This window comes from Singulisphaera photorubra, assembly GCF_045290345.1.
GTDB lineage: Bacteria > Planctomycetota > Planctomycetia > Isosphaerales > Isosphaeraceae > Singulisphaera.
In genome coordinates, this window is sequence record NZ_CP155447.1 from 6,796,215 (window position 1) to 6,821,746 (window position 25,532).

General features: G+C 65.4%; 18 protein-coding genes. 8 read left to right on the forward strand and 10 right to left on the reverse strand.

What is annotated here, in order from left to right:
- Nucleotides 1–85 precede the first annotated feature (85 nt).
- The 3 genes from V5E97_RS25505 to V5E97_RS25515 all read left to right on the forward strand — a co-directional run bounded on the left by V5E97_RS25505 (nucleotide 86) and on the right by V5E97_RS25515 (nucleotide 2,700).
- On the forward strand, nucleotides 86–1,234 hold the full coding sequence (locus V5E97_RS25505) for a glycosyltransferase family 4 protein (RefSeq protein ID WP_406694406.1): 1,149 nt from the start codon (nucleotides 86–88) through the stop codon (nucleotides 1,232–1,234).
- A 95-nt stretch (nucleotides 1,235–1,329) separates the two neighbouring features.
- Entirely contained in the window at nucleotides 1,330–1,695 is a 366-nt protein-coding gene (locus V5E97_RS25510) for a DoxX family protein (RefSeq protein WP_406694407.1), read from the forward strand.
- Nucleotides 1,696–1,785: 90 nt separating this feature from the next.
- Nucleotides 1,786–2,700 (forward strand): extracellular catalytic domain type 1 short-chain-length polyhydroxyalkanoate depolymerase, encoded by a 915-nt coding sequence (locus V5E97_RS25515; protein ID WP_406694408.1) that lies wholly within the window; start codon nucleotides 1,786–1,788, stop codon nucleotides 2,698–2,700.
- Between the two features lie 24 nt (nucleotides 2,701–2,724).
- Here the strand turns inward: V5E97_RS25515 and V5E97_RS25520 are convergent, their stop codons facing one another.
- From V5E97_RS25520 to V5E97_RS25545, 6 genes are all read right to left on the reverse strand, one after another.
- Entirely contained in the window at nucleotides 2,725–3,570 is an 846-nt protein-coding gene (locus tag V5E97_RS25520) for an alpha/beta hydrolase family protein (protein ID WP_406694409.1), read from the reverse strand.
- Between the two features lie 75 nt (nucleotides 3,571–3,645).
- Entirely contained in the window at nucleotides 3,646–4,845 is a 1,200-nt protein-coding gene (locus V5E97_RS25525) for a glycosyltransferase family 2 protein (RefSeq protein WP_406694410.1), read from the reverse strand.
- Nucleotides 4,842–5,615 (reverse strand): lysophospholipid acyltransferase family protein, encoded by a 774-nt coding sequence (locus V5E97_RS25530; RefSeq protein WP_406694411.1) that lies wholly within the window; start codon nucleotides 5,613–5,615, stop codon nucleotides 4,842–4,844. The genes V5E97_RS25525 and V5E97_RS25530 overlap by 4 nt, the downstream gene beginning before the upstream one ends.
- Nucleotides 5,612–7,168 (reverse strand): phytoene desaturase family protein, encoded by a 1,557-nt coding sequence (locus tag V5E97_RS25535; protein WP_406694412.1) that lies wholly within the window; start codon nucleotides 7,166–7,168, stop codon nucleotides 5,612–5,614. Before V5E97_RS25535 ends, V5E97_RS25530 begins: the two co-directional genes overlap by 4 nt.
- A 13-nt stretch (nucleotides 7,169–7,181) precedes the next feature.
- Nucleotides 7,182–8,660: a phytoene desaturase family protein gene (gene crtI / locus V5E97_RS25540; RefSeq protein ID WP_406701214.1), complete on the reverse strand. Its 1,479-nt coding sequence runs from the start codon at nucleotides 8,658–8,660 to the stop codon at nucleotides 7,182–7,184.
- Nucleotides 8,661–9,261: 601 nt separating this feature from the next.
- Complete coding sequence (locus tag V5E97_RS25545) at nucleotides 9,262–10,200, reverse strand: NAD(P)H-binding protein (RefSeq protein ID WP_406694413.1); 939 nt, start codon at nucleotides 10,198–10,200, stop codon at nucleotides 9,262–9,264.
- Between the two features lie 115 nt (nucleotides 10,201–10,315).
- On the opposite strand from V5E97_RS25545, the gene V5E97_RS25550 reads away from it, so the two are divergent.
- The 4 genes from V5E97_RS25550 to V5E97_RS25565 all read left to right on the forward strand — a co-directional run bounded on the left by V5E97_RS25550 (nucleotide 10,316) and on the right by V5E97_RS25565 (nucleotide 14,482).
- Nucleotides 10,316–10,906: a DUF1990 family protein gene (locus tag V5E97_RS25550; RefSeq protein WP_406694414.1), complete on the forward strand. Its 591-nt coding sequence runs from the start codon at nucleotides 10,316–10,318 to the stop codon at nucleotides 10,904–10,906.
- Between the two features lie 198 nt (nucleotides 10,907–11,104).
- The gene (locus V5E97_RS25555) at nucleotides 11,105–11,833 is read left to right on the forward strand and encodes an SDR family oxidoreductase (protein ID WP_406694415.1); all 729 of its coding nucleotides are present in this window, start codon (nucleotides 11,105–11,107) and stop codon (nucleotides 11,831–11,833) included.
- 256 nt (nucleotides 11,834–12,089) lie between these two features.
- Nucleotides 12,090–13,646, forward strand: coding sequence for a hypothetical protein (locus V5E97_RS25560; protein WP_406694416.1), 1,557 nt, complete (start codon nucleotides 12,090–12,092; stop codon nucleotides 13,644–13,646).
- A 308-nt stretch (nucleotides 13,647–13,954) separates the two neighbouring features.
- Complete coding sequence (locus V5E97_RS25565; protein WP_406694417.1) at nucleotides 13,955–14,482, forward strand: glycine cleavage system transcriptional repressor; 528 nt, start codon at nucleotides 13,955–13,957, stop codon at nucleotides 14,480–14,482.
- 88 nt (nucleotides 14,483–14,570) lie between these two features.
- Here the strand turns inward: V5E97_RS25565 and V5E97_RS25570 are convergent, their stop codons facing one another.
- The 4 genes from V5E97_RS25570 to V5E97_RS25585 form a co-directional block, all read right to left on the reverse strand.
- Nucleotides 14,571–14,906 carry a transporter gene (locus tag V5E97_RS25570; RefSeq protein WP_406694418.1) on the reverse strand — a complete coding sequence of 112 codons (336 nt, stop codon included), beginning with the start codon at nucleotides 14,904–14,906 and terminating at the stop codon, nucleotides 14,571–14,573.
- Nucleotides 14,907–15,421: 515 nt separating this feature from the next.
- A complete protein-coding gene (locus V5E97_RS25575; protein WP_406694419.1) occupies nucleotides 15,422–16,492 on the reverse strand; it encodes an HlyD family secretion protein in 1,071 nt (356 codons plus the stop codon).
- Nucleotides 16,489–17,226 (reverse strand): ABC transporter ATP-binding protein, encoded by a 738-nt coding sequence (locus V5E97_RS25580; RefSeq protein ID WP_406694420.1) that lies wholly within the window; start codon nucleotides 17,224–17,226, stop codon nucleotides 16,489–16,491. Before V5E97_RS25580 ends, V5E97_RS25575 begins: the two co-directional genes overlap by 4 nt.
- Nucleotides 17,227–17,236: 10 nt before the next feature.
- Complete coding sequence (locus tag V5E97_RS25585) at nucleotides 17,237–18,361, reverse strand: ABC transporter permease (RefSeq protein ID WP_406694421.1); 1,125 nt, start codon at nucleotides 18,359–18,361, stop codon at nucleotides 17,237–17,239.
- Nucleotides 18,362–18,856: 495 nt separating this feature from the next.
- Between V5E97_RS25585 and V5E97_RS25590 the strand changes: the two genes are divergently transcribed.
- Entirely contained in the window at nucleotides 18,857–25,528 is a 6,672-nt protein-coding gene (locus V5E97_RS25590; protein WP_406694422.1) for an SDR family NAD(P)-dependent oxidoreductase, read from the forward strand.
- The last annotated feature ends 4 nt before the right edge of the window (nucleotides 25,529–25,532 follow it).

A 25,532-nucleotide genomic window follows, 5' to 3' on the forward strand; every position in this document is an offset into this window, starting at 1 on the left:
TTTTCGAGTTCCTCAACAGGGACATTCGGCACCCTTTTTTTTGGTTTTCTTTGGATATTCTCGAACGCGGACGGAGCCTTCTTCGATGCGAATCTTGATGGCCACGTCGTTCCCGGTCCCCGGTGAATACGACGGCACGGCGATGCTTCCGATCAAAATCCTCCGGGCCCTGAAAACCCGAGGCGTGGACGTCGTCCTGGCCCACCTGAAAGCACGCCCCCCCTTGGGGAAGATGACGCGAGGGGAATTCGAGGGCACCCCCTCCTACACGCTTCCCCCGCGCACCTGGGTCAGCGGCCTGCGTCGGATCGCGCGTGAGCATCCGTTCGACCTGGTCCACGCCCAACACTACGGCGGAGCCACGCGGGCCTACTTCGCCTGCCGACGCTACAACTGGCCATTGGTCTATGAAATTCACTCCCTCCTCGGCGATGAGTTCGAGCGTCAACGCCTGGGACGGGGACTCTCGTTCCGGTTCTACGTGGCGATCGAGCGGCGAGTCTGTCAGCACGCGGCGGCGGTGATCGCCCTGGGCGAGCCGGTCAAAAAGGTCGTCATTGAGGAAAAAGGGGTCCCCGCCGATCGCGTTTCGGTGATCTATCCAGGGATCGACCTCGGTGAATACGAGCGGTCGAGCGAGCCCGCCGCGATCCCGGGCGTGGGCCCCGAGCACAAGGTGGTCATGTACGTCGGCAGCATCGTTCATCCCAATCAAGGGGTGCCGGTCCTGATCGAGTCCCTCCCCCGCGTTTTCGACGCCCTGCCCGAAGCACGTTGCGTCCTCGTGGGCGGACCGGCCTCCGCCGGCGACGAGTACAAGGCCCAGCTTGGCCGCCACGGCGACAAGCTGATCGTCCTGACCGGCACGACTCCCGAGCAAGTCGTCGCCCTGACCCGTCGGGCCGACGTCCTGGTTCACCCCCGCCTCGCCTGCCGCGAGAACTACTCGGTGCAGAGCAAGATCGCCGTCTACCTCGCTTCGGGCCGCCCGATCGTGGCGACCGACTTCGGCGACTACACGAAGATCCTCGGCGAAACGGGCGCCGGCCATTTGACCTCGGTGGCCCCCGAGCCGCTGGCCGACGGGATCATCAAAGTCCTCACCGACCCGGCCCTCGCTTCCAGCCTGAGCGCGGCCACACGGCCCGTCGCCGAAGAGTACTTCGGCATGGAACGCAACATCGATCGCTATATCGACGTCTACAAGAACGCCCTCGCCAGCGGGCCGCGTTGAGCGACGCCCCTCGAGTCGATCGAGGGAACATACTTGGCATCGGCATCTTCAAGGAATGCAGCAACGGCCAGACCACGGCGAATGAGGGAAATTCGATGAAGGCCTGGACACTCGTCGGTAAAGTCCTCTTCGCCGTCCTTTTTATCGCCGGAGGTATCGGCCATTTCATCGCGACCGACTTCTACGTCAAGATGATGCCCCCCTACCTCCCGCTTCATCGTCCGCTCGTCCTCTTGAGCGGCGTTGCGGAGATCGCTCTCGGTCTTCTGCTCCTGATCCCAGAGTCATCAAGGTTCGCCGCCTGGGGGCTGATCGCCTTGCTGATCGCTGTTTTCCCGGCGAACATCTACATCTACCAGCACCAGCAGTCGTTCCCACTTCCCCCGCTCGTCCACCTGCTCCGCTTGCCCTTGCAAGGGTTGCTCATCCTCTGGGCCTATGCTTATACCAGGCCGCGGTAACACTGCCCCTGCAAAACCGCCCGATTCGTACCCTACAATAAGAGAGTCGCCGACCTGTTCTCTCGAAGAGTCGTTCTACGCGGGGCCTCCATGAACTTCAGCACACTCATCCTGGCTGCCTTGCCTACCCTCGCTTTTGTGCCACTCGCGCCGGGCAATCACGTGCGGACGCTGACGATCGGCGCACAGACCCGGTCTTACCTCGTTCACATTCCCCCCGCGCACGAGCCGACTCGACAAGCCCCGGTGGTGCTGGCATTTCACTCGGCGGTGATGAACGGACCGATGATGGCCCGGTACTCCGGACTGAGCGAGAAGGCGGATCAGGCGGGCTTTGTGGCCGTCTATCCCAACGGAACCGGGCGTTCCAACCTCTTCTTGTTCTGGGATGCGGGAGGCGTTCGGGCCCAGCCTTCGGACGACGTCGGCTTCGTGGCGAAGTTGCTCGACGACCTCGCCACGGTGGTCAACGTGGACCCGAACCGGGTCTATGCCACCGGCATGTCCAACGGGGCAATGATGTGCTATCGCCTGGCCTCGGAGCTCTCCGATCGGATCGCCGCCATCGCCCCGGTCGCGGGCACCATGGCGACCGAGAGTTGCCACCCCCGCCGCCCTGTCCCGGTGATGCACTTTCACGGCACCCAGGACCCGCTCGTGCTCTTCAGCGGCCCCGACGAACGAACGCCCAAGGATCTCTTCTTCAAGTCGGTCGAGGCCTCGATCCAGTCCTGGGCGATCGCCAACGGCTGCCCGAGCACCCCGCTCATTGCCAAGCTCCCGGACCAGGCCGACGACGGCACCTCCGTCTCGATGATGACCTACGGGCCGGGAAAAGCGAGTTCGGAGGTCATCCTCTACGTGATCGAGGGGGGTGGTCACACCTGGCCGGGGCGAGCGCCCACCATGCTCTTGCCCGGGCTCGGCAAGAGCACGAAGGACATCTCGGCCTCCGACCTGATCTGGGACTTTTTCCAGCGGCATCCGAAACGGGGAAACGAGTGACGAGTCCCCTTCCGGTTCGACGTTTCAACGAGTCGGGATTGAGGTCTCGGCCTGCCACGTCCGCTCGAAGAAATCGACGATCGGGCGTGGGTCGGTCAGTCCGTGCGGGTGGTGGCCCAGGCCCGGCTTGATGATCCGCTCCACCGGGCCGCCGAGGGCCTTGTAGCGGTCGTAGAGCAACTCGCCGTTTTCTCGGTGAGGAACGACCGGATCACGATCGGCGTAGACCAGCAAGATCGGGACCTTGGCCCGGGCGAGCGGGGCCAGGCGATCGACCGGGTTGAGTGTCGAGGCGATCGCCTCGCGGTCATCCTTGAAGTCATACGCTTTGAGCAAGTTCGCCCACTCGGGTGCCGAGCCATCGCCTTCTCCCAGCCCTTTCAACTTGCCTCCGGGCCAGCTCTTGAAGTCGCAGACACCATTATCGATGTAGACGAGCAGCGTCTTCTCGGGGTGGGTGCTCGCCCATGCCATGCTGTAGAGAGCGCCTCGGCTCAGTCCGATCAAGGCGGGCTTGGGGTGCAACTGATGGTCATTCACCAGCAGGTCGTAGAACTTTTCCCAACGGGCAACCGCCTTGGGGGCACCAAACAAGTTGGGGACCGCCATGTAGGCCAGGTGCCAGCCCTGCTTCACCAGTTCGATGTCGGCGTTGGGGAAGGCTCCGAAGAACTCACCGCGCCAGGCCCAAGGGCGGCCTGGCTTCGGCTCGTTCGGTTCCACCACAATGACCTTCGCCCCGTCGACCTGGAAGTCGTGGCGGACAAACCCCTCCCAACGGCTCGACTCACCGGGAAACGGCTTGGGTCCGGCCCCTTGGGCCGTCGCGGTCAGGAGGCCAATCAGTCCAATGACGGGCAGGATTTTCATGGTCATGGTCCTTTGGGACGCGAGGGTGGAAACCAAGGGGCGGATCCCGGCCCCTTCGCGACGAAGGCATGCATCCTATCCTGTCCGGCCGCTCGATGTAGGACAGTTAATTTCAGCCGTCGGCCCGTAGAGACGTCCTTTCCAGGTTCGAGTCTTCCCCTGCCAGCGCATCAACAACGATTGCCACTGAATGACGAGAAAGAGGGTGATCCCAATCGAATGAGCGAACACGCTCGGCCACGACTGACGAAAGCGAACCGCGGCGACGGCTCGAACGGTCAGGCTCAGGCCGGTCGCGAGCAGACTCACTCCCAAGGCCCATCGCACGTCCGGATCATCACGAACCGTGGTCGCCAGGGCAAGGATGAGTACCAGGACCGGAGGCATAATCTGGCCACCGACAAGCAAGAGCGTCCAGGGGCCAATCGCCAAGGGAGAGGCCATACCTTCACCCGCGTTCTTGAGCAGACCCATCCAGACCTCCGACGCGGATCGATACATCCGGCAGCGGGCCAGGTCGCTCGCGTCGAACAGGTCGGTCGAGCAGCCCTTCGTTCGAAACGAACGGGGCAACTTAAGGCCGTCGTGGAGCGAAGCACGAATCGCCGCGTGACCGCCGGCCGCGACATAAGCGGAGCGACCGGCCATGAAGAGTTGGCCGCAGCCCGCTCCCAGGCCCGGCTGGTTGGTCCTACGCATCACTCCCAGGGGGAGATATCCAAGTAGGATAAAGTGAATCAGCGGGATCTGAAGGGCTTCCATCCCGGTCCCCGTTTCTTCGTGAGGAAACCCGCTGAGCAGATCGATCGGTCGCCTTGCCATCTCGGCCGCCATCCGCCGGAGCGCGTCCGGGCTGAGCCGCACGTCGGCGTCCATCCAGAGAAGACGATCGTACCGGGCCAGGTCGGCCAGAACCTGACAGGCGTGCTGTTTGCCGCACCAGCCCAGAGGAAGCGGAGGGGCCAAAGCGAGCCTGACGCGGGAGTCATGCCGCTCCAGACCGCGGACGATCGCGGCGGTGCCGTCTTCCGAGTGGTCGTCCAGGACGATGACCTCGAAGTCGATTCCCTCATTGGCCAGGACGGTCTGAAGCGCCGGGCCAATCGTCGCCTCCTCGTTACGCGCCGGGATCAGTACCGAGACCGGCTCCAGCGGCAGCCCGGCGGCTTCGTCTCGAGGGAGTCGGCGGAATAAGGAGAGGTTGCAGGCGAAGATCGCCGCCGGAACAACGGCCAGGACAAGTCCGATGACGGAGAAAAGGAGGAGCACCGTCACGGCTCGCTTCCATGAGCTGCATCAAAGCACCGGCCGGATCTTGTGGCTTTCATGGCTCGCCAGCGATCGTAGAAGAAACCAACCCCCACCTTCCCCACGAGAATCGTCTGGAAGTCGCCCGGTCGGCGGCGAACAGCCTCGACGGCCAGGGCATCCTGCGTCTCCTGAATCGCGAGTTGAAGCCGGGCCGTCCACTCCGATGGAGTCGCCCGCTCGGCCCCCGGCTCGAGGGGGGTGCCGAACCGGCAGAGTGCTTCGGGGATTCGTTCCTGCCAGAACGGATACTCGAGCGCCAGTGGCACGAAAACAGCCTGGGGAACCCGGCGCGACAAGTGGCCAAGCCCCGGTCGCAACGCCACCGGACGCACTCGCGGGTCACAGAAATCCCCCTCGCCCGTGATCCACAAGGCGGTGTTCGGTTGCTGGAGGATGGCCACGCTCGTTCTCAGGAACAACGCTCCCCCCCGCGTGCCTTGCTTCGCGATCCCAAAGAAGCCGAGCCTCGCGAGGAAGCGATACTTCTGAAGGGCCACCTCGTCAATCGGGGCAAAGTGGCGACGACCCGACCAGAACCTGGCGGCCAGAATCAGGCCGATCATCGGGTCCCACCAGGACGGATGGTTCAGGTAGACGACGAGCGGACGCCCCGGCGGCACCTGAGGCGGCAACCCCGAGTGCGAGACCCGCACGGCATGAATCCCACGCGCCACGTACTTTTGAGCGTACCGCGTGAACAACGAGCAGAGTAACGGCGAGGTCGCTGGGATCATCGAATCGCACCCGCTCCCGTTGGGGCCTCGACCTCCTGAACATCCCGGTCCAGCGCATCGGCGGCAATCCAGCCGCTCATCAAAACCATGGGCATCCCGGGGCCGGGGTGTGCCGCCCCACCGGCCAGGTAAAGACCACGGACGAGCGGGCTCCGATTGCCGGGCTTGAACGCGCCGAGGAATCGGCCATGGCTGGCCAGGCCGTAGATCGCCCCATCGAGCACGTGGTAGCGATCCTGAATGTCCTGCGGAGTCAGGTGGCGCTCGACCACGATCCGCTCGCGGAGGTCCTCCAGGCCGGCAACCCGGGCAAGCTTCTCATAGATGACCTGCTTGTAGTCTTCCAGCATGACCGACCAATCCTGGCCGGGCCGGAGCGACGGCGCGTGCACAAGAATATAAAGCGCCTCCCCTCCCCCGGGCGCGACACTCGGATCGGTTCGAGACGGGGCACAGACGTAGCAGGTCGGGTCGGGCGCCGGCTCGCCTTTGCGGTAGATCGCGTCAAACTCCTGGTGAGGATCGCGTGAGAACACAAAGTTATGATGGAGCAAATGATCGTAAGCCTTCGACAGGCCGAGGTAGAGGACCACCCCGGAACAGGCCGGTTCGAACGGCCCGCGACGCTCGAACTTACGGGCGGCCGCGCCGTCGATCAATTCGCGAAACGTGCGAACGGAGTCCATGTTGGACACAACGGCCTCGAAGTCGTGCGACGCTCCCTGGTCGGTCTCGACCCCACGGACCTGGCAGTCGCGAGTCACGATCCGGCGAACGCCCGTGCCCAACTCAAACCGGACGCCCAGGTCGGTGGCCAGTCCTCGGAGCGCGGCGGGGATCGCGGCGGTCCCCCCCATCGGATACCAGATGCCGTCCCGCGTCTGCATGTGGGCGATCCCACAGAGGACCGCTGGGGACTGCTCGGGCGAAGAGCCGACGTACTGGGTGAAGTGGTCGAGCATCTGGGCCACACGGGCATCAGGCGCGAAGCCGCGGATCGTCGACGAGACGGTCTTGCCCATCCGCAGAGCCATCACGTCGCGGAGCGTCCCAAGGTTGAAGGAATCGCCAGGACGGAACATGTCGCCAAGCGAGCCGATCGGCCGCCAGAAAAAGAACCGCTCGGAGATTTCATGGAGTCTGCGCGAGACTTCAAGAAACTCTTGGTACCGCCGCCCGCTCTTGCTCCCCGGCGCATACCGGTCGAGCGTCTCGGCCATTCGCTCGGCATCGTCACAGAGGTCGAGGGTCGAGCCGTCCTCGAAAAAGCAGCGCCATTCGGGATCGAGCCGGACGAGCCGGACCGCCTGATCGAAGTCTCGCCCGGCCTCCTCGAAGATGCGTCTCAGGACGACCGGGAGCGTCAAGATGGTCGGCCCCATATCGAACCTGAAACCTTGCTCCTCAAGGACGTCGGCCTTGCCGCCGGCCCACTCGTTGCGGTCAAAGATCGTGACGGCGTGTCCTCGGGCCGCCAGGGTACAGGCCGCCGCCAGCCCCCCTAGCCCTGCGCCCACCACCGCCACTCGCCTCGGAGAATCATGGGATGCCATTGGAGGAGATTCCTTACCCTCTCGCTTCGGCTGGCACGGCCAGCGTATCCAGACCCACAAGGCTCGGCGATCGGCCCAGGTCTTCCAGTAGGAGCCGGCTCGTGATTCGTGCCGATTCAAAAATCACCGGCAAACCGCTGCCGGGGTGGGTTCCGCCCCCGACCAGGTAGACCGATTCGAGATCCTCGAACCGGTTCCGCGGCCGGAGGTGGAGCATCTGCCCCAGGTTGTGAGAAAGGTTGAAGGTTGCACCTCGGTAAATGGGACCGTGCCGAGCCCAGTCGTCCGGGGTGATGACCCGTTCAACCTTGATCCGCGTTTCGACGTCCGCGAACCCGAGTTTGCTGAGCTGCCCGAGGACTTTCTCCCGAAACGGCTGCGTCGCCGTCTGCCAGTTGACGTTGGGATGTTGATGCGTTACTGGAGCCAGAACATAAATTGTGGAACAACCCTCAGGCGCTAAACCAGGATCGGTGACACAGGCATTCTGAACGTAGATCGACGGATCGTCCGACAGAACATGCTTACGCTCGATATCGTCAATATTTCCTGCGTAGTCGGTCGAGAGATAAATATTGTGATGCGGCAGTTCGTCGCGTCCCTCGACGCCGAGATAAAGCATGAAGGTCGAGCAGGAATATTGCTTTTTCGCCAGTTTCTTATCAGTCCAACGGCGGCGGAGCCGGTCGGGGACGAGGCTCGCCATCGCCCCGGCGAAATCCGCATTCACAACCACGGCCCGCGCAGAGTAGTGGCCAGATCGGGTGACGACCCCGGTAGCACGTTGGCCATCGAACTGGATCGACTCGATCGGCTCGTTCAAATGAATCGGTACGCCGAGGTCACCCAGCACCCGCTCCATCGCTTCGGAAATCGCCGAGCACCCACCGATCGGGTGAAAGACGCCATGCTCATATTCGAGGAACGAGAGGATCGAGAACAGGCTCGGACATTTATAAGGCGACATCCCCAGATATTTCGACTGAAATGCAAAAGCGAGGCGAACGCGGGGATCACGAAAGTAACGTCCGAGCTCGGCGTCCAGCGAGTTCCAGGGGCGCAACGCAGGCAAAAGCCGCAGCATCCGTGGAGTGACAACATCGCGCCAACTCGAAAAGGGAGATTCCAGACACGGCTTGAACAGGGCCAGTTTGGTTCGGTTTTCGGCCATGAAGCGGGGGATCGCCTCGGCATCCGGCGGGCTGAACCGGGCCACCTCGCGTTGCAGCGACTCGATATTGGGCGACGCGGAGATCTCCCCCCCGGACCCAAAGAGGAGGCGGTACTGCGGGTCGAGCTTGACCAGCTTCGTCTCATGGTCAAGGTCCCGACCCACCGCGGCGAAGATCGCTCGCAAAGGCTGGGGGTAGAGGAAAAAGGTCGGCCCAAGGTCGAATCGAAACCCCGCGGTCTCAATCGCGCTGGTCCGCCCGCCTACCCGATCGTGCCGCTCGAACACACGGACCGGAACCCCCGCGCCGGCCAAAAGCATGGCCACCGCCAGGCCCCCCGGGCCGGCCCCAATCACAATGACTTCGTCTGCCCTGCAACCGGTTTGCCTCTTCGCCAAGGAGACCGGCAGCGACGCAATCTGGCTGTCGTTCATACGGGTGTCCCGCTCCCGCTGCCCCGGAGCACGCCCTGGCACCTTGCGCCATTGGTCCATTCCATCACAAGCCCCCAATCAATGATCATTCATCCACCAAGATTCAGGTGGATGCCCTTAGCAAGCAGATTGTAGGCAAGCGGAAAGGCCGATTTTTTTGACCCAAGTCGCCGCCCGCGCACGCTTGCGCCTCGCGGCGATCTCATGAGCCTACCGACGACCGGGGTCGGCCTGGCGAGCCGTCAGGCCGCAGAAGACCGCTGCCCCCAGCGTTCGCCTCGGTGATGGTCTGGCGTGAATGGACGGGGCACCTTGCAATTTCCCAGGATCAGGCGCAAGGCAATCGATTCACAAAAAACCAACTCTTAAATCCACAAACTCATCAAAGCCATTATCTCAATTGACTTCAATGCCTTGCCTTGACGGTCGACTAAGATAATCTGTTCAACAAAGCGTTCTTGGGAGCACGCTCTCGCAGCCAGCGCAATCAATGGCGATCCGAGACAGAAAGGGTGTCGAGTGCCTTCCGAAGGGCATCACGCGTCCCCAGTGGCCTGACGGAAAAGACCTTGAGGGCCGTCGGGTCACGGACCACGGTCGGATTGCGGAGTCCTTCGATCAGGTGTCGTCCCACAACGAAGCTCGCCGGCGTGACCAGCGCCAGCCAGAGGCCCGAGAGGTACGGGGTCAAAACGGGAACCGCGATCAGCAACCGCCGAAGTCCTCGGAGCGCCGCGTACTCTTTGATGAGGTCGCCATAGGTCACGACATCCTTGCCGCCGATCTCAAAGATTCGGCTCTCACCGGGAGGCAGGTCTTTCGCTTCGAGCAGATAGCCCAGCACGTCATCGACGGCAATCGGCTGGGTGGGAGTGAAGAGCCACTGCGGACAGATCATCACGGGCAGCCGGTCGGTCAGCGACTTCATCAGGTCGAAGGACAAGCTCCCGGCTCCCAGCACGACCGAGGCCCGGAACTCGATCGTCTCGACCCCCGATTCCCGAAGGATTTTGCCGACCTCGTGGCGACTTCTCAGGTGGGGTGAAAGATCAGGCAGCGAGTCATCCCCCAGACCGCCCAGGTAAATGATGCGCTGAACCCCGGCGTTCTTGGCGGCTCGGGCGAAGTTGGTCGCGGCGGTGCGGTCGTCCTGCTCAAAATCCTTCGAGTCAGACATCGAGTGAACGAGGTAGTAGGCGGTGTTAACCCCTTGGAGGGTTCGGGCCAGCGAAACGGGGTCGGTCACATCCCCCGCGACGACCTCGGTGGATTTCCCCACGTGGGGCTTCAGTTTCTCAGGACTGCGTGTCATGCACCGAAGCTTGATTGACTGCTGTTCGAGTAAGGGAATGAGCCGCCCCCCAACATAGCCGCTCCCGCCTGTGAGCAGAACCGTGGGACGATCTTGATCTTCCGAGGCTGACATCGGTTGTTGTCTCCCATTGGGATCGTGGCCCGCGGCGGATTTCGTCACACGATATAGAATGTGAAGTCGGCAAGAAAAAATGATACCGAACCGTCGGCTGGCCCCGAGGATGTTGATGATTTCGTTGCGCAAACCTTCCGCGGAATCGATTCGCGACTTTCTGGCCACCCAGTCGAAGCTCGATTTCACCTACCAGGCGGTTGGTGCCACCGCCGGCGACCTCTTTCCCGAGGGCTACATCCTGGATCATACGCGGGTCAAACTCGGCGAGGGTGAAGAAGTCTTCTCCCGAGCGCAGCGTGCCTTGAAGGACTGGACGCAATTCCGCCTGGGCTGGGTGGAAGCATGGGCCCCCCCCTCGCCGCTCCAGGTTGATGAGGTCGTCGGAGTCGTCGCTCGAGTCCTCGGCGTCTGGTGGCTAAACGCCTGCCGGGTCGTCTACATCGTTGATGAGCAGCATCCAGTCCAGCGCTACGGCTTCGCCTATGGCACCCTCCCCCACCACGCCGGAACGGGCGAGGAACGATTCCTCATCGAGTGGGACCGAGCCAGCGGAGCCGTCTGGTACGACATTCTTGCCTTCTCCCGCCCCCGCGGCATCCTGGCCCGCCTGGGCTATCCCTACATGCGAACCGTCCAGCGCCGATTCGGCAAGGCGTCGGCCGCGGCGATGATCGCCGCGACCAACAATCCTGAGCCAGCCTGATCAGAAAGAGAGGCTTGCCAACTGGCATGACCCCGTTGTGAACGCCCACAAATGGGGGCGGCGACGAAACGGCCGGCCCGACACCCCCTGCTCGACCACGCAAGTCGGGACGGCCACGGACTTGACTCGCTCATCGAACTGGCGAAGCTGGGATATCGACTGGGATCGAAACGGAACTCGAAGGAAAAGCAAAATCTCATGTTTTCGCTCAAGGACCAGAAGGTCGTCGTGATTGGAGCGGGCTCGGGAATCGGCGCGGCCGTCGCGACCTCCTCGGCCGCGATGGGGGCGAGCGTCGTACTCGCCGGGAGGACCGTGGAGAAGCTCCGACGAGTCCAGCAAACGATCGGCGACACCGCCCAGGTGGCGATCGAGGTTGTGGACGTGGCGGACGAAGATTCCGTGAGTGACCTGATGGACCGGATTGGCCAGTTCGACCACCTGATCCTGACAGCGAAGCCGGCCGCCCCCTCGGCTCCGCTCGCCGAGCTCACGCGGGCTTCGATCGACCCGATCCTGGGTACGAAGTTTCTGGGAGCCGTCTACACCTTGAAGCACGCCACCCGTGCGCTCCGCCGAGGCGGCTCGATCACCCTTGTCTCGGGGGTTGCGGGCTGGCGGCCCGGTGCCAACGCCACCATCCTGAGCGCCGTCAACGGCGGCCTCGCATCGCTGGCAATGTCTGCCGCGCTGGATCTGGCCCCGAGCCGGGTCAACGTCATCGCTCCGGGGGTCGTCGACACCCCAACCTGGGCCGGCATGCCCGAAGACCGCCGCACCGCGTTCTTCGCCGCGACCGCCGCAAAGCTACCCGTCGGCCGCATTGGTCGGCCCGAGGACATCGCTCAAGCGGCGATCTTCCTCATGAGCAACGGCTACACGACGGGCACCGTGATCCACGTCGATGGCGGCGCATTGCTTGTTTGAAAGGCGGATTCCCGGTTAGACTGTGCCCACCTGCCAAAAACGAGCAAGAGTCCTGGGTCAACCAACCGTTTTCCTCCCTCATCGTTCTGCCTGAATCATCCGATAATCCCTTGATTGTCTCGGCACATGACGTTCTGCTGGTGATTCGTGGAAATCCGACGGAGAGCGGCCACCCCCAATGGGTCGGCCCTCGCCGCCGGGTCTCCAACCTGAATCGCGGCCCCGTGGCCAACGGGAACGGCGGAACACGAGGCAAATGATGACATTCAATGGTTTCAGAACCACTCGCGCTCTCATAACCTCTCTCCTCATTCTCACTCCCACGATGGCTGTTCTGGCCTCCGACGTCGACTCGGCCACGGAAAGCACCTACACCATCACTCTCGAGCGTGGCGAGGATCTCGGCCAGAACTTCGGCACGCTGTTCGAAGTTCGCTCGCCGGAAGGGCAAGCGCTACTGGGAGCAGGATTCCTTGGAGCCTACAACACGTTCGATCGCGCGGACCGGCATGTGTTACATGTCTTTGAGCGGAACGAGGCCCCTCTCACGTTTGAGGCTCTCCCCCGCGTGAACGACGACGCGGGGGTCTACCTCTTTGACCGTGGCGGTCGACTCTATGCGCGCACGGCAACGGACGGCGTCGATAAAAACGTCCGAGTTTTTACCGAAGCCACAAAGAGTTGGGATCCGGCCGCGGGCATCAACCCGGAGGCCACGCCTGTCGCCGACGCTTTCGTGACGGTCAGTGACCGCGAGGTCCGTTACAAAGACCAGGTGATCCTCGCATGGCCCGAGAATCAGGGGACACTGGGCCGCCCCTACTATGGCCAGGGGCAGCTCGTGCTCTGGAACCATTTCGATCGTGAGGACTCCAGGACCGAACGCTTCCTCGCCTGGAAATGGCGGCCAGGGCAATCGGATCCCCTCTCGCCGGCAGGAGGAAACGCGCTGCAACTCGGCAAGAAGGGGGAATTCCCTTATGCGATGGGGCAACTCAGAGATGACCTCCTGGTGACGACCAACCTAGGGGGCGTCTACCGTCTGAGAGAAGATCGCTGGCAGACGCTCCGTTCGCCCGACGGCAAGAGCCATCAAGTTTATTGTGCGTTGAACGTCGGCGACTCACTCTGGCTGGGGCACTATCCCAGCGGTGAAGTCCTTGAGTATGACGGCAATTCCCTACGTCCCAAGGCAGGCTTCCCCCCCGTCATGCCGGGAGTGTCACGGGACGCCCGCGAGGCGCAGACCCTGACCCTGTTCGGAGGCGACGTCTACGCGGGCGTCTGGCCCTGGGCGGAGCTCTGGCGGTTTCCGCCGAATTCGGGGGACTGGAGCCTCGTGCGCCGGATGTTCAGCCAGCCCGCGGTCACAACGGCCACGACGCATCCCTACGAAAAAGAAACGGCCGCCCGAGGCGCCGTACTCAACCAGTGGGGTCAGCGACTCACGAGCCTGGTGTCTCTGGGCAACGACCTCCTCGTCTCCACGTCCGCGAAGAGTTCGAAACCCTGGTCCCCAGAGTTTGACTTCCTCGACGAAGCCGCTCGCAAGGAGTACGGACGAGTCTACCGGATGAGCCGGCCTGGCCATGTCGCGGCTCCCCTGCAATGGACGGAAGGCTCGACCCGGTTGCAGGTCGTGTTCGGGCTCAAGACCATCCGCGTGCTTCAAGACGGAAGGCTCGTGGGTGAAACGAGCCGAGCCACGCCAAGCGATCGGCCCCCCGCCGCGACCCTTCAAAAAGGCCGATTGATACCGGGTCGAGGGCTGTACGGCCCAGCGCAGGTGAAGTACTTGCAGGTCGACAAATAAAAATCCACAAAAACGAAAGCGGCTTACGCGGCCCTCGATCTCGAACGGATTTCCATGCGCCAGCCAGGTGAACCTCGATCCGGCCCTCATGCTCCCGGAGGGACTCGATCACCTCGTGAAGTGGCGGGGGCCTGAACGGACGGGAGGAGGCTCGCGCGTGGATTCAAGACTCACCCCAAGGTAAGATGCCGACATCGAAAAAAAAATACGATCGCGCCTGATGGCGGTCGAGTCGGGGACGGCCCGCTGCGCCGGGTTGTCGACGTGCGGATCGTTTCGCGAGCCAATACGGGTGAGGTCGCTCTTCCATGCAGCGGAATTACGTACTGACACTGACCGGCCCCGACCGGATCGGGATCGTTCACGAGGTGACCGGTCTTTTGCTTGCCCGCGGCGGCAATGTAACAACCAGCCGGATGGTCCGCCTCGGCGGCGAATTCGCGGTCCTGATGCTCGTCTCCCTACCGTCGGAGCCGTTCGACGGGCTCGAAGTGGACCTGGCCGTCCTGACGGCTCAGGGGTACAAGATCACGACGACGCAAGCGGAACACCCGCATGCCGAGCCTCCCCCCGGCTGGCTCCCCTATCGGATCGAAGTCCAGGGGGCCGACCACGAGGGGATCATCCATGAGGTCTCCCAGTACCTCTCCCAGAACGGCGTCAACATCGAGTCGATCGACTCGGAGACGACCCCGGCGCCCACCACCGGCTCTCCCCTCTTCGCCATGACCGCCCACGTTGTCATCCCCCCGAGCCTCTCGGTGCCCGACTGGGAAGCGGGCCTGGAGAAGATCGGCGTTCGCCTGAATGTCGAAATCGACGTATTCGCCAAGTAATACACATAAATCCGCATCGTCGGCCCCCGTCGCGATGTTGTCCGGGGCATGCCTTGACCTGACAACTTGCGAGGGGCGGGACGGCGGCTCAGGCGAATCGCATGAGGAGGACTAGGGAAGCAATCGCCAGGATGAGTCCCGCAACCTCCTGGGCTTTGAGCGGTTCTCGGAAAATGAGAGTCCCGAGGCCAGTCAGCAGGAGGATCATCGAGACGGAATAGACGACCCCGATCGTAGCCAGCTTCAGGTGCCGCATGACGTACACCCAGCCGAAAGCCGTGGAAGCGTAAACGGCGAATCCGATATAGAACCAGCCGGAGCGCAAGGGGTGCTTCTGGTCGCTGGCTAGCTTAAGCAGATAGTCGCCAAGCACCCCCACGACGCTAAACCCAATCGTGATCACGACGGGAAGATAGTGTTTCAAGGGCCAGTCCTCGTCCACTCCACAGTCGGACCCGGCGATCCGCGAGTTGTTCTCACCACAACCTAAAACAACCGCAACTTGCGGCGGACTTCAACCCACAAGCCCGAACTTCCCCAAATGGGAACGGGCATACCCAAAGTGATGCTCGCCCGGCTTCGACAACCCAGGACCCAGGCGCACAAAAAAGTGGGGCCGAAGCTCCTTGCTAATTTGCGTTCTTTCAAAAAACGCCACCTCAGGGACTCGAACCCTGGACTTCAGCTTTACGAAATCGGCGGGTTGTAGGTTCGAGTCCGACGGGAGGCACTTTCGTACCACCAAGGCCCGCTTCTTCTTGAGCCGGGACTTTTTCGTGGATTTTCCCTTGCCGCAAACGTCGCGGCGGTTTTCGTTCGCCTGGCCCATCATTCGAGCGAGTCCAGGTCCGTCGCCACGATCCGAGACGGCCTGCACATTGGCGGAGGCTGACCTCGACGGGTTGGCGCCAGACACATTGACATTGATTCCGGGCCCGCTCAGGGCGGCACGGTTCCGATGGTCACTCGCACCGCCTGGCCGAGTCGCAGGCGCGGCTGCCCCGGCTCCAGGACGATGACGCATTCCAGGGTGCGGACGTCGCTCATCTGGGACGGGTCGTGGAGCACCGGACGGCGCTGGCTGTACCACAACGCGACTTGCGCCACATGGCCGCGGTACGAGACGGCGGGGTCGGCCTCATCCTGAACCAGGACGGCCTTCCCTTCCTGCACGCGAGGGGCGAACTCCTGCTCCACGGTGGTGCGAATCACTTGCGGACCGTCGGCGGCGAAAAGCAACGCGGGCTGGCCGCGTTCGGCCCCCAGCACGTCGCCCGGGCCAACGAGAATACGCAGCACGGTGCCAGGCTGAGAGGCTCGCACAGAGCACTCCTCCAGGGCCAGCCGGGCTTGCTCATGTCGCGCCTCAGCCACGGCCAGGTCGTACTCCGCGCGCCGGATCTCGGCGTCGACATCCCGGGCCTTCAGTTCCGCCAGGCGCAGCGTTTCCGACCGTGCCAGGGCCTCCAGTTCGCGGATCTGAACCTCACTCGCGGCCACATCGATCGCCTGGATCACCGGGATCTGCCCCATCTTCCGTCTCTGGGCCAGGACCTGACGGGCCGCAGCCAGCCGGGCGCCCGCCGCGTCAACCAGGGACTGCTGTTGGGCAACCCGATCACGCTTTTGATCAGGTACTTTCCGCGTCTGGTCGAGTTGCAGCCGACTCAGCTTCAAGGCCGCTTCCGCTTCGAGCAGCCGGCTCCGGGCCGCCCGATCCTCCAGGCGGAGCAGCTCCGTTCCGGCCGGCACCGCCTGGTTCTCGCGGACCAGAATCTCGGCGACCCGGCCCGGCTGGAGCGGTAGTAGCGACGTCACGCCATGCTCCAGGTCCACGGAGCCGAAACAAACGACCGCTTCCGTCGCGGAGGTGGAGTCGGCCGGAGCAACGGCCAGGGCCGGGGCCGGGCGTCGTCCGAGGAGATTCCCGGCCATCAGGGCAATGCCCACGGTGACGAGCACGACGAGCCAAAGCGGACCGCGAGCGAGAGCGAGGGAGAAGCATCTCACGAGGGGACCTCGCCGGGGGTCGGTGTCTGTGTTGCTGGGGGTGGGATCTCGTCGGTCAGGCGCCCGTCGGCGAGGTGCAGGACGCGGTCAGCGTAAGGCACCAGGCGGGGGTCGTGGCCGACCACGAATAAGGCCGCGCCGCGCTCTCGAGCGGCCGACTGCAAGAGCTCGATAACCTGTTCGCCGTGGACCCAGTCGAGCGAGCCCGTCGGCTCGTCGGCGAAACAGAACCGAGGGCTTTTGAGCAAGGCGCGTCCGACGGCCACGCGCTGCTTCTCACCGCCGGAGAGCCGATCGGCGCGGAGGTGGGCTCGCCGGCTCAGTCCGAGTCGTTCGAGGATCTCCCCCACCCGGCGCCGGGCGTCACGACGGGACGCCCCCTCGCCCCAACGGACGACCATCTCCAACTGCTCGCCGGCCGTCAGCGACGGGAACAGGTTGAAGCCTTGAAAGACGAAGCCAAAATGGCGCAGCCGGAACCGCTCGCGGTCCGTTTCGCGCATCCGCCAGAGATCCTCGCCCAGGATCCGCACTTGCCCCTGGTCGGGCCGCAACAGACCCGAGAGCACCGCCAGCAACGTGGACTTGCCACTGCCGGAGGGCCCCATGATCAAGAGCACCTGCCCCTCGTCCAGTTCGAGGGAGACGTCGCACAGCACGTGCACGGCTTCATCGCCCGAGCCGAACGAGCGGTGAAGGTTCTGGGCGACCAGGGCCGGCGCGTCGCGGGACATTGAATCAACCTCAGCGTAACAGGGTGATCGGCTCCACCAGGCGCAGCGAGCGTAGGGCCGCCAGACCGGAGAGGAGGGCCATGGCCAGCGTCAAGCCCGTGCCCAGGCCGAGCAGCCAGGGAGGGAGGAGCACGACGGCCCCGCTTCGCTCACCACTGGCCGCCAGCGCGTAAATCATCGGCAAGGCCAGGCCGATCCCTCCCAGGCCCACCCAGAGCGACTGCGCCATGACCAGACCCGCCATCTTGAGCCGGGGGATGCCCAGAGCGCGCAGGACGGCATACTCGCGCAGCGACGCCGCCGTGGCGGCGTACAAGGTCTGGCTCGTGATCGCTAGGCCCACGAGCAGGCTCAAAAGAGCGGTGAAGCCCATGCCGATCCCCGCCTTGGTGCTGGTGGCCCAGTACTGGCGCGTCCGATCCGAGAACTCCTCACGGGTGAAGGCGGAAAGGTCCGATCGCTGGCCCAGTCGGCGGGCCACGGCCCCGGCGTCTTTAGGGTCACGGCAGCGGGCCAGCAGGTACATCGTATGCCGGGGATAGTCGCGGAACAACGGCTGGAGGAGGGAGGCCGTCCGCAACGAGCAGAAGACAAAGGGCGGCCCGACGCTCTTGAGCCCGCGCACCAGGCCGACGACTCGGACCCGGCTCCCCGCCACCTCGGCCGTTCCCCCCACGCCCCGCACGCCCAGCCGCTCCCGTTCTGACTCGTCGATCACGACGGCCCCCGGCTCCGTCAGCAACGTGCGCATCCGGGGTGTCAGATCGCTCACCGCACCGAGTGCGCCATCGTGCAGCCGCGACCCGATGACACAGCAGACCTCCGACCCGCCCCGGGGCTTCCGCCAGTAGCTGAACCCGTACAGGTAGGGTTCGGTCTCCGTCACCTCGCTCATGCTGGCCAGTCGCGCCCGCCAGGACTCGGGAATGGGGTAGCCGAGTTCCAGGCTGAGCACTCCGCGCGAGGCGGCCCAAACCTCGGCGCGGCTGTGGTCGATCGGTAAGGTCAGCACCGCCAAGGCGCCGAGCAGCAGGCCCACCTGGACGGTGATCAGCAGGTCGCTGAAGGCAACCGCCAGGATCGCCGGCAAAAACCGCCGGCGCTCGCGCCAGAGGATGATCAGCGAATAAGGCATGGACCGCGACCGTTCGATCCCGCAATCGATCCCTGAGCTGAGAGCAAGCCCGATCATCGCAATTCTACCAAGAGACGGAACGGGGCATCCCCTCCATGGAAAGCAAAAAGGGACGAAACTCCCCAGGCGCGACGGTGATCTGGCGGGGATTCGCCTCACCATCGGATCAGCGGGAACTGATTGCTCGAAGGGTTTGACGGCGCTATGATGACAGTAGGTGGAAGATCGGGCGCCGGGGCCATCACACCGAGCGCCGGCCCGAAGGGTCAGGACCGACGGAAGGGCGACACGATAACCCCCTGTCCGCCCTTCCGGGATTTGCCAGAAGGCGGCAACTCCATGCTTGCAGACGAAAACATCCTTGACCGCATCTGCAAGCCCCGGTTCTTCCCTTTCACACGGAACCATTCCACTTCGATCTGCGGGACGAAACAAACGGATCGTCCCAGGCCGCGCGAATCGCGATTCAAGGGCTCGCATAGAGCAGGTTGAGTCATGGCAAACCGTCGCCTCAACGGGCCGGTTCGTCCCCGAACTGGATCCGGGTCCGGGACTCGTGAACCGATCGCCATCGTCGGCATCGGCTGCCGCTTCCCCGGTCGAGCGAACGATCCCGAGGCGTTCTGGAACCTCCTCGAGAGCGGCACGGACGCCATCACGGAAGTCCCCGCCGAGCGATGGAACCTCCAGGCGTTCTACGACGCCGACCCGTCCCGGCCGGGAAAGACCTACTCGCGCTGGGGGGGCTTCGTCGAGGGGATTGACCGCTTCGATCCGCACGCCTTCGGCATCTCGCCGCGCGAGGCGGCGCGGATGGACCCTCAGCAGCGGTTGCTGCTCGAAGTGGCCTGGGAGAGCCTGGAGGATGGGGGATTGAACCTCGACCGGCTCTCGGGGAGCAACACGGCGGTCTTCGTCGGCATCTCCAGCTTCGACTATTCGGTGCTGGAGACCAGCTTCCGCGACCGGAGCGGCATCGACGTCTACTCCAATACAGGGGGGTCGCTCAGCATCGCGGCCAACCGCCTCTCCTATTGCTTCAACCTGCGAGGGCCGAGCCTGGCGGTGGACACCGCGTGCTCGTCGGCGCTGGTGGCGGTGCATCTGGCCTGCGAGAGCCTCTGGCGCGACGGCTGCACCCTCGCCCTGGCGGGCGGGGTCAACGCCCTCCTCTTGCCCGACTGGTACGTTGGCTTCTGTCGGATGGGGATGTTGTCCCCAGAAGGACGTTGCCGGGCGTTTGACGCGGGCGCCAGCGGCTTTGTGCGGAGCGAGGGGGCCGGCGTCGTCGTGCTGAAGCCGCTGGCGCAGGCCCTCGCTGATGGCGACCGGATGTACGCGGTGATCCGGGGCGCCGCGGTCAATCAGGATGGCCGCACACCGGGGATGACGGTGCCCAATGAGGACGCACAGACCGCCTTGATTCTTCAGGCGTGCCGCAGGGCCGGCGTCACGCCAGGCCAGGTCCAGTATGTCGAGGCCCACGGCACCGGGACGCCGGTGGGCGACCCCATCGAAGCCCGCGCCCTGGGCCGGGCGCTGGCCAACGGGCGGGGGGACGGGCGGCCCTGCCTGGTCGGCTCCGTGAAGACGAACATCGGACACCTGGAGGCCGGGGCCGGCATCGCCGGGTTGATCAAGGTGGCCCTCGCGCTCCACCACCGCCGGATCCCCGGCAACCTGCACTTCGACCGGCCCAACCCCGACATCGACTTTAACGGCCTCCGGCTGCGGGTGCCCACCCGGAGCGAACCCTGGCCCGCAGGCCCAGGGGCGGCCACGGCGGGGATCAACGCCTTCGGATTTGGCGGCACGAACGCCCACGTCGTGCTCCAGGAGGCCCCGGTCCCGATCCCGAGGGCGAAAAAGGCCAGGGAGCCTGAACCTGACGAGGCGACTCCGCGCGCCTGCCTGGTTCCTCTGTCGGCCCGAGGCCCCGAGGCCCTGCGCGCGGCGGCGAAGGCACTGGCGGAATTTGTGACGCCACGCGCAACCGCCTTCTCCCTGGAGGAGATCGCCGCGAATGCAGCCTTGCGCCGGACGCACCACGAGGACCGCGCGGCGGTCGTCGCGAACAGCGTGGAGGAACTGGCGGAGAGCCTCACCGAGTTCGCCTCCGGCCCGATGGCCATGGGGGTCCTCGAAGGGCGGGCGACGGGGGGCCGGCCGCCCCGAATCGCCTTCGTGTGCTCAGGGCAGGGGCCGCAATGGTGGGGCATGGGACGGGAGTTGCTGCGTACCGAGCCGGTGTTTCGCGAGGCGGTCGCGCGCTGTGACGCTCTCATGCGACCGCTCGGCTCGTGGACGCTGCTGGACGAGTTGACGGCCGACGAGTCCGCCTCGCGGATGGACGTCACCGCCATCGCGCAGCCCTGTCTCTTCGCGATCCAGGTGGGCCTGGCGGCGCTCTGGGACTCCTGGGGCGTGAGCCCCGAGGCCCTGGTCGGGCACAGTGTCGGCGAGGTAGCGGCGGCGTACCTGGCCGGCGTGTTCAGCCTGGAAGACGCGGCGCGGATCATCTACCACCGGGGCCGATGCATGGAGCAGGCCCCCGCGCGCGGCCGGATGCTCGCCACGGCCCTCACTCCCGACGAGGCGAGCCGCTTGATCGCCGAGTACGGCGACCGCGTCGCCCTGGCCGCCATCAACAGCCCGGCATCGGTCACCCTCTCGGGCGAGGCCGGGCCGCTGGAAGAATGTGCGGAACGCCTCAACGCGAAGGGGGTGTTCCACCGCTTCCTGAAGGTCCAATACGCCTTCCACTGCGCCCTGATGGACCCGATCCGCGCCGAGTTGCTCGCCGCGCTCGAAGGCATCCGGCCGAAGAGAGGGGGGTTGCCGCTGTTCTCCACCGTCCACGGCCGACGCGTCGAGGGGCCGGAGCTCGGCCCCGATTACTGGTGGCGGAACATCCGCCAGACCGTCCGCTTTGGCGACGGCGTGAACGGACTCATCGAACGGGAGACCGACCTCGTGGTCGAGTTGAGCCCGCACCCGGTGCTGGCCTCCTCGGTGACGGAATGCTTTGCCCACCAGGGGCGGAAGACGACCGTCCTTCCCTCGCTGCGCCGCCAGGCGGGCGAGCGGGCGACGTTGCTGCGTTCGCTCGGTGCGCTGCACGTGCAAGGGGTTCCGGTCGACTGGACGGGGGTGTTCCCGAACCCGCCACGGTTCGTGAGACTGCCCCTCTACCCCTGGCAGCGCGAGCATTGCTGGTACGAGTCGGAGGAGTCGCGGGCCTCCCGGCTCACGCCGCCGGCGCACCCGCTGCTCGCGGTCGGCCGGGAAGGGCCCCGGCCGGAGTGGGAGGCTCGGTTGGACCTGCGTCTCATGCCGTACCTCGCCGACCACCGGGTGCGACACGCCGTCATCGTGCCGGCCACGGTCTACCTGGAGCTGGCCTTCGGGGCCGCCCGAGAGCTGTTGGGCGCCGAGGGCTGCGAGTTGCGGAACGTCACGCTCGCCAACCCCTGTTTCCTCGCGCCCGACGAGCCGCTCTGGGTCCAGAGCGCGTTCGACACCGCGACCTCGACCCTCCAGGCCGCCACACGGCCGGCCCAGTCTCAGGACGCCCGGGAATGGACGACCCATCTGACCACCGTCGTGCGCCCCCGTCCGTCCGAGCCGGAGGATCAGCCGTTGGACCTCGACGCGCTCCGACGCCGCTGCCCGCGCACGTACTCACATGATCAATGCTACGACTACCTGCGGTTGATCGGCCTGGACTACGGCCCTCTGTTCCAGGGCATCGAGCAGGTGTTTCAAGGCGATCGCGAATCCCTGGGGTCGGTGCGGCTCCCCAAGGCGCTCGAACCCGAAGAAGCAACGCACCTGGTCCATCCCGCCCTGCTCGACGCCTGCCTTCAGGTCGTCATCCCGGCCGACGACGACTTCAACCAGCGGGACGGCGGCCTCTACTTGCCCTCGTCCATCAAGCAGGTCCAACTCTTCCGCCGGCCGGGCCGACAGGTCTGGGCGCACGCCCGGCTGCTGAAGAAAACCCCGCGCCGGTCCCTGGCCGAGGTCGACATCTACGACGAGGCCGGACGGCTGGCGGTCCGCGTGCGGGGGCTGGAGAGCCGGCGCGTCATGCGGGGTCGACAGGACTCGCTCGACGACATGCTGTTCGCCTACCAGTGGCAGCCCCAACCTCTGCCCCTGGCCAGCCCCCCCGCGGCGCCCGGTGCCTGGCTGATCTTCGCCGACCAGGGGGGCCTCGGCGCGCGGCTCGCCGAACGGCTGCGAGCGCGCGGCGACGAGTGCGTGCTCACCACCGTGGGCCCTGGATTTGCCGGGGAGGGTACGCACTACCGGGTCAATCCCGCGCAACCCGACGACCTCCGCCGGCTGGTTCAGGTCGTCCATGCCCCCGGCCGGCTCCCTTGCCGAGGCGTCGTCCATCTGTGGAACCTCGACGCACCGCCAGCGGCCGGACTCACCGCGTCCCGGCTCGCCGACGCGCAGACGGCGGGCGTCCTCAGCCTCGTCCATCTCGTGCAGACGTGGGAGCAAGCCGCGTCGGCCCCGTCGACCCCGCTCGTCCTCGTAACCCGCGGCGCGCAGTCGGTCGGCGACCGGCCCGAGGCGGTCGCCGTGGCGCAAAGCCCGGTCCTCGGGCTGGGACGGGTGATCGCGGCCGAGTATCCCCGACTCGCCTGCAAACTCGTCGACCTCGACCCCAACGCCCGAGACGAAGACGAAGCGGAGCCCATAACCCATTTCAACACTACACGTGCTCAACAACCCATTTCTGACATACTCCTCTTCGATGAGGTCCAGGCCGACGACGGCGAAGACGAGGTGGCCTGGCGCGAGTCGACCCGCTACGCCCACCGTTTTCAGCCCGCCCCCGGCGCCGTGACCGGCCCTCGCGTCGGCGTCCCGTATCGCCTGGCGATCCCTCGGCCCGGGACGCTCGACGGCCTGGAGGCCCATGTGTTGCGTCGTCAGCCGCCTGGACAAGGCGAGGTGGAGATCGAAGTCGAGGCCGCCGGCCTCAATTTCAGCGATGTGATGAAGGCACTGGGCCTCTACCCCGGCCTACCCGAAGGCCCCGTGCCGCTCGGCGCCGAGTGCGCCGGACGGATCGCGGCCATCGGCGGCGGCGTCACCACGCTCCGGGTCGGCGACAAGGTGGTCGCGGCCACGGGCTTCGCCTTCGCCAGCCACGTCCTCGCGCGGGCCGAACTCGTCGTCCCCAAGCCCCCCGGCCTCGGCTTCGAGGAGGCCGCGACGCTCCCGATCGCGTTCCTCACGGCCGTCTACGCTCTGGAGCACCTGGCCCGGCTCAGCCCGGGGGAAACCGTCTTGATCCACGCCGCATCCGGCGGCGTGGGTCACGCCGCCATCCAGGTCGCACGACACGCCGGGGCCGAGATCTTCGCCACCGCCGGGAGCCCGGAGAAACGCGACTACCTGCGATCCCTCGGCATCGAGACCGTCATGGATTCCCGGTCGCTCGACTTCGCCGACGAGGTGCGACGGCGGACGGGCGGAAGGGGAGTCGACGTCATCCTCAACTCGCTCCCGGGCGACGCCATCGGCAGTGGCCTCGACGCCCTCGCCGACTTCGGCCGCTTCCTCGAGATCGGCAAACGCGACATCTACCAGAACGCGCGGCTCGATCTCCAGCCGTTCCGCAAGAACCTGTCCTTCTTCGCTATCGACCTCGACCACGTCCTGCGCGAGCGGCCGGCCTTGCTCGGCGGTCTGCTCCAGATCATCGTCCAGCGCGTCCTCGACGGCATTCTCACCCCCCTGCCCTACCGGGCCTGGCCCCTGGACCAGGCGGTCGACGCTTTCCGCGTCATGCAGCACGGCAAGCATATCGGCAAGCTCGTGCTGTCGGCCCGGGGCCAGAGCGTCGCGGCCAGCCCCTCCGAGGACGAGCCGCTGACCTTCCGGGCCGACGGCACGTACCTGATCGCGGGCGGCCTGGGCGGTTTCGGGCTGGAAGTGGCCCGGTGGATGGCCGGCCGGGGGGCGGGGCATCTCGTCTTGCTGGGTCGTCGAGGCGTGGCGACCGAAGACGCCCGCCAGGCGATCGCCGCGATCGAGCGGCTCGGCGCCCGCGTCGTCGTCCGCGCGGCGGACGTGGCGCAGGCCGAGGACGTGTCGCAGGTTCTGGCCGAGATCGATCGCGACCTCCCTCCGCTCCGAGGCGTCATCCACGCGGCGATGGTCCTCAAAGACGCCCTGCTTCTCAACCTCGACCGCGACCTGCTGGAACGGGTGCTGGCCCCCAAGGTCAGCGGTGCGTGGAACCTGCACGCCCTGACGGCGGACCGCCCCCTCGACCTCTTCGTGTTGTTCTCCTCGCTGTCGAGCGTCTTCGGACACGCCGGCCAGGGCAATTACGCTGCGGCCAACGCCTTCCTCGACTCGCTCGCCTGGCACCGACGGGCCCGGGGTCTGCCCGCCTTGACGATCAACTGGGGCTACCTCGGCGAGGTCGGCTATCTCGCCCGTCGCGGTGAGCTGGGCGAACGGCTCGAACGGCAAGGGGTCCTGAGCTTCACCATCCAGCAGGCCCTCGCGCTCCTGGAAAAAGCCATCCAACGGGAGCACGTCCAGGTGAGCGTGCTGCGACTGGAGTGGTCACGCTGGCATGGCCTGGGAGTCACCAACCGGGTGTCACCGCGATTCGCTCACCTCTGTCGCCGCGACGACGACGGCGACGCGCTCCCCACCACCGGCGCCTTGCCCGGCCTCGACGCCGTCCGGGCCGCCCCGCCGGCCGAACGGGGTGACCTCGTCCGCGCGTTGCTGCGTCACAAGGTCGCGCTCGTCCTCGGCACCAAGCCCGACCGTCTCGACGACGCACGCCCCCTGATCCAGCTCGGTATCGACTCGCTGATGGCCGTCGAGCTGCGCAACTGGATCGAGAGCGAGCTCCGTGTGAACCTGCCGATCGCGGAGCTGCTGCGCAGCCCCAGCGTCTCGGGCCTCGCGACCCTCCTGGCCGAGCGGCTCAGCGCGGGGGATGATGGCACGCCCTCTCCTGCCCCTGCTCGCAACGGCGAAGTGATGGCGGGGACCACCACCAATGGCCGCGTCTCCATCCCCTCCGAGGACATCGTCTCTCAGGTCGAGGATCTGTCCAGCGAGCAGGTCGACGCCCTGCTCACCACCTTGCTGAAAGGTCGGGCCAACAACGCCAACCGATGACAGG

Excerpts from the sequence above, each read along its gene's own strand:
- V5E97_RS25505 (WP_406694406.1), top strand. The coding sequence starts at position 86 with ATGCGAATCTTGATGGCCACGTCGTTCCCGGTCCCCGGTGAATACGAC.
- V5E97_RS25560 (WP_406694416.1), top strand. The coding sequence starts at position 12,090 with ATGATGACATTCAATGGTTTCAGAACCACTCGCGCTCTCATAACCTCT.
- V5E97_RS25510 (WP_406694407.1), top strand. The coding sequence starts at position 1,330 with ATGAAGGCCTGGACACTCGTCGGTAAAGTCCTCTTCGCCGTCCTTTTT.
- V5E97_RS25565 (WP_406694417.1), top strand. The coding sequence starts at position 13,955 with ATGCAGCGGAATTACGTACTGACACTGACCGGCCCCGACCGGATCGGG.
- V5E97_RS25545 (WP_406694413.1), bottom strand. The coding sequence starts at position 10,200 with ATGTCAGCCTCGGAAGATCAAGATCGTCCCACGGTTCTGCTCACAGGC.
- V5E97_RS25520 (WP_406694409.1), bottom strand. The coding sequence starts at position 3,570 with ATGAAAATCCTGCCCGTCATTGGACTGATTGGCCTCCTGACCGCGACG.
- V5E97_RS25580 (WP_406694420.1), bottom strand. The coding sequence starts at position 17,226 with ATGTCCCGCGACGCGCCGGCCCTGGTCGCCCAGAACCTTCACCGCTCG.
- V5E97_RS25555 (WP_406694415.1), top strand. The coding sequence starts at position 11,105 with ATGTTTTCGCTCAAGGACCAGAAGGTCGTCGTGATTGGAGCGGGCTCG.
- V5E97_RS25550 (WP_406694414.1), top strand. The coding sequence starts at position 10,316 with ATGATTTCGTTGCGCAAACCTTCCGCGGAATCGATTCGCGACTTTCTG.
- V5E97_RS25585 (WP_406694421.1), bottom strand. The coding sequence starts at position 18,361 with ATGCCTTATTCGCTGATCATCCTCTGGCGCGAGCGCCGGCGGTTTTTG.
- crtI (WP_406701214.1), bottom strand. The coding sequence starts at position 8,660 with ATGCTTTTGGCCGGCGCGGGGGTTCCGGTCCGTGTGTTCGAGCGGCAC.
- V5E97_RS25515 (WP_406694408.1), top strand. The coding sequence starts at position 1,786 with ATGAACTTCAGCACACTCATCCTGGCTGCCTTGCCTACCCTCGCTTTT.
- V5E97_RS25590 (WP_406694422.1), top strand. The coding sequence starts at position 18,857 with ATGGCAAACCGTCGCCTCAACGGGCCGGTTCGTCCCCGAACTGGATCC.
- V5E97_RS25535 (WP_406694412.1), bottom strand. The coding sequence starts at position 7,168 with ATGGCATCCCATGATTCTCCGAGGCGAGTGGCGGTGGTGGGCGCAGGG.
- V5E97_RS25530 (WP_406694411.1), bottom strand. The coding sequence starts at position 5,615 with ATGATCCCAGCGACCTCGCCGTTACTCTGCTCGTTGTTCACGCGGTAC.